The 3381-nt window shown below is 65.6% G+C and carries 4 protein-coding genes; all 4 read left to right on the top strand.

Annotated features, from left to right (window positions below; translation table 11 throughout):
• The coding region (locus ACE5CZ_RS05080) for a histidinol-phosphate transaminase (RefSeq protein WP_374946255.1) at positions 1 to 866 on the top strand (866 nt) is incomplete at its 5' end.
• Between the two features lie 31 nt (positions 867 to 897).
• Positions 898 to 2019, top strand: a complete 1122-nt coding sequence (locus ACE5CZ_RS05075) for a thiamine pyrophosphate-dependent dehydrogenase E1 component subunit alpha (RefSeq protein WP_374946254.1) — start codon at positions 898 to 900, stop codon at positions 2017 to 2019.
• On the top strand, positions 2019 to 2999 hold the full coding sequence (locus tag ACE5CZ_RS05070; RefSeq protein WP_374946253.1) for an alpha-ketoacid dehydrogenase subunit beta: 981 nt from the start codon (positions 2019 to 2021) through the stop codon (positions 2997 to 2999). Before ACE5CZ_RS05075 ends, ACE5CZ_RS05070 begins: the two co-directional genes overlap by 1 nt.
• A 63-nt stretch (positions 3000 to 3062) precedes the next feature.
• A partial coding sequence (locus tag ACE5CZ_RS05065; protein WP_374946252.1) for a biotin/lipoyl-containing protein occupies positions 3063 to 3381 on the top strand: 319 nt, incomplete at its 3' end.

The raw sequence follows: 3381 nt of genomic DNA, 5'->3' as shown, positions 1-3381 counted from the left end.
ACGAGGTCATCATCGGGGCCGGGTCCGTCTCCCTTCTTGTTCAACTCGTTCAAGCTGCGGCCGGTGCTGGCGACGAGGTCATCTATTCGTGGCGGTCGTTCGAGGCCTACCCCTGGATGCCCACACTCACGGGGGCTATCAGCGTCAAGGTTGCGAACAGCGACGACCACCGGCACGACTTGCCGGCGATGCTGGACGCGATCACCGAGCGCACTCGCCTGATCATCGTGTGCAGCCCCAACAACCCCACCGGAACCATCGTCACCAAAGACGAGTTCGCCGACTTCATGGCAAAAGTCCCCCGCGACCTGCTCGTTATTCTCGACGAGGCCTACCGCGAGTTCGTCACCGACGACGATGCGGTCGACGGCGCAGAGCTCCTCGGCAAGTACCCGAACCTCGTCGTGCTGCGCACCTTCTCGAAGGCCTACGGGCTGGCCGGGCTGCGCGTCGGCTATGGAATCGGACCGGCCGCCATCCTGCAGGCCGCCCGCACGACGGCCATTCCCCTGGGAATCACCGACCAGGCGCAGCATGCCGCGGTCGTCTCCTTAAGCGATGATGACGAGCTTGAGAAAAGAGTCGCAGACATCGCCGCACGCCGCGATGCGCTCTGGGCCGCGCTCATCGACCAGGGCTGGGATGCTCCCAAGCCGCAGGGAAACTTCATCTGGCTGCCCACTGGCGAGCACACCGAGCACGCCGCCGAGGTATATGCCGCAAACGGCATAGTCGTGCGTGCATTCCACCCTGAGGGCGTGCGGATTTCGATCGGCGAGCACGAAGCTGTAGAGAAACTCATCGCTATCTCGGCAAAGCTTGTCGCAACCCTCTCAGAGGGCGCGCCGACGCACCCGATAGCGTAGGCATACAAGCGAAAGACAAGAGGGTTCTTCTATGACCACTCCTCCGCCCGCGGTTCAGTTTCTGGCCACAGACGGTTCCTTCGCTCCCAGCGCCGGGAGCGACGAGTACCTGCCCTATATAGAGGCGATCAGCGACGAACAGCACGAGCAGTTCTATCGCGACATGGCCGTCATCCGGCGCTTCGACACCGAGTGCACCAACCTGCAGCGCCAGGGGCAGATGGCCCTGTGGCCGCCGAGCCACGGACAAGAAGCCGCACAGGTCGGATCGGCCCGCGCGACCCGTGCACAGGACCACATCTTCCCGAGCTACCGCGAGCACGTCGTCGCCAAGATCCGCGGGGTCGACCTCATGGGCATCGTCGGCCTGATGCGCGGAACCACCCTCGGCGGGTGGGACGTGAACGACCCGAAGAACGGCAACTTTCACGGCTACACCCTCGTGCTCGGCACCCAGACGCTGCACGCCACCGGCTACAGCATGGGCGTCAACTTCGACGGAGCCGTCGGCACGGGCAACCCCGACACCGACACCGCCGTGGTCGTCTACTTCGGCGACGGCTCCACCAGTGAGGGCGACGTCAACGAGGCCATGGTCTTCGCCGCGAGCTACCAGACGCCCACCGTCTTCTTTCTGCAGAACAACCAGTGGGCCATCTCGGTTCCGGTCGCCACGCAGTCGCGCGTTCCGCTCTACCTGCGCCCGCGCGGCTTCGGCATTCCGAGCGTGCAGATCGACGGCAACGACGTGCTCGCCAGCTACGCCGTCTCACGAAAGCACCTTGACGACGCCCGCAACGGCCTGGGGCCCAGCTACATCGAGGCCCAGACGTACCGCATCGGCGCCCACACGACATCCGACGACCCCACCCGCTACCAGAACGACGAGCAGCTGGCCTACTGGGTCGCCCGCGACCCGATCATCCGCTTCGAGACGTTCCTGAGGAACAAGGGCGCGAGCCAGGCGTTCTTCGACGACGTCGAGACCGAGGCCGCCGACTTCGCCTCCGACATCCGAAAGCGCACGCTCGAACTGCCCAACCCCACGATCGACAACCTGTTCGACCACGTCTACAGCGAGCCGCACCCGCTCGTCGCCGAGCAGAAGGCCTGGCTCGCGAACTACGAGGCGTCGCTCGGAGGAGGCAAGTAATGGCCGTCGAAGAACTTCCGCTGGCGAAAGCCATCAACGCTGGCCTGCGCAAGGCCATGACCGACAACGACAAAGTCCTCCTCATGGGAGAAGACATCGGAACGCTCGGCGGCGTCTTTCGCGTGACCGAGGGCATCAAAGCCGAGTTCGGCGACAAGCGGGTGCTCGACACGCCCCTCGCCGAGTCGGGAATCGTCGGCACCGCCATCGGCCTCGCCCTGCGCGGCTACCGCCCGGTCTGCGAGATCCAATTCGACGGCTTCGTCTACCCCGCCTTCAACCAGATCACCACGCAGCTCGCCAAACTCACCAACCGTGGCCGCGGAACACTGCGCATGCCCGTGGTCATCCGCATTCCCTATGGCGCCCATATCGGCGCGATCGAGCACCACATGGAGAGCCCCGAGGCCTACTTCGCGCACACGGCCGGCCTGCGCGTGGTCAGCCCGTCGACCCCCAACGACGCCTACTGGATGATCCAGGAGTCGATCGAATCGAACGACCCCGTGATCTTCTTCGAGCCCAAGAGCCGCTACTGGCCCAAGGGCCCCGTCGATCTGGATGCCTCGGCCTCGCCGCTGCACGCCAGTCGCGTCGCGCGCACGGGCACGGATGCGACCCTCGTCGGCCACGGTGCCATGGTCACCATGATGCTGCAGGCCGCAGAGCTCGCCGCCACCGAGGGAGTGAGCCTCGAGGTCGTCGACCTGCGCTCGATCAGCCCCATCGACTACGCGCCTCTTCTCGAGTCGGTCACCAAGACCGGCCGCCTGGTCGTGTGCCAGGAGGCCGCGGGCTTCGTGAGCGTCGGAAGTGAGATCGCGGCGACCGTCGCCGAGCGGGCGTTCTACTCGCTGCAGGCTCCCGTCATTCGCGTTTCTGGATTCGACGTTCCAATCCCCGCGCCTCGCATCGAGAACCTGTTTCTGCCCGATGTCGACCGCATCCTCGAGGCCGTCGACCGGTCGCTGGCCTTCTAGCTCCATCTCGCCTCCGGGCGCATCGCTTCATCGCTTCTTCTTCAATTCGCAAAGGATGGCATCGTGACCACCTCGCACTTCAACCTCCCCGACGTCGGCGAAGGCCTCACCGAGGCCGAGATCGTCTCGTGGCGCGTCGCCCCCGGTGACACCGTCGCGATCAACGACGTGCTCGTCGAGATCGAGACCGCCAAGTCGCTCGTCGAACTTCCGTCGCCGTTCGCCGGTGTCGTCGAAGGGCTGCTCGTTGCCGAGGGCGACACCGTCGACGTGGGAACGCCCATCATCAGCGTCGCCTCCGACGGGACCGGCGGGTCGACAGCGATCGCGCCCGCTCCCATGCCTGGGTTCGAGACGCCGCTCACCGCGGCTGCCGCGCCCG

This window comes from Agreia sp. (genome assembly GCF_964263775.1).
Classification (GTDB): Bacteria; Actinomycetota; Actinomycetes; order Actinomycetales; family Microbacteriaceae; genus Agreia.
The sequence above is the reverse complement of the archived record's forward strand: the minus strand, read 5'-3'. Positions and strand labels throughout refer to the sequence as shown.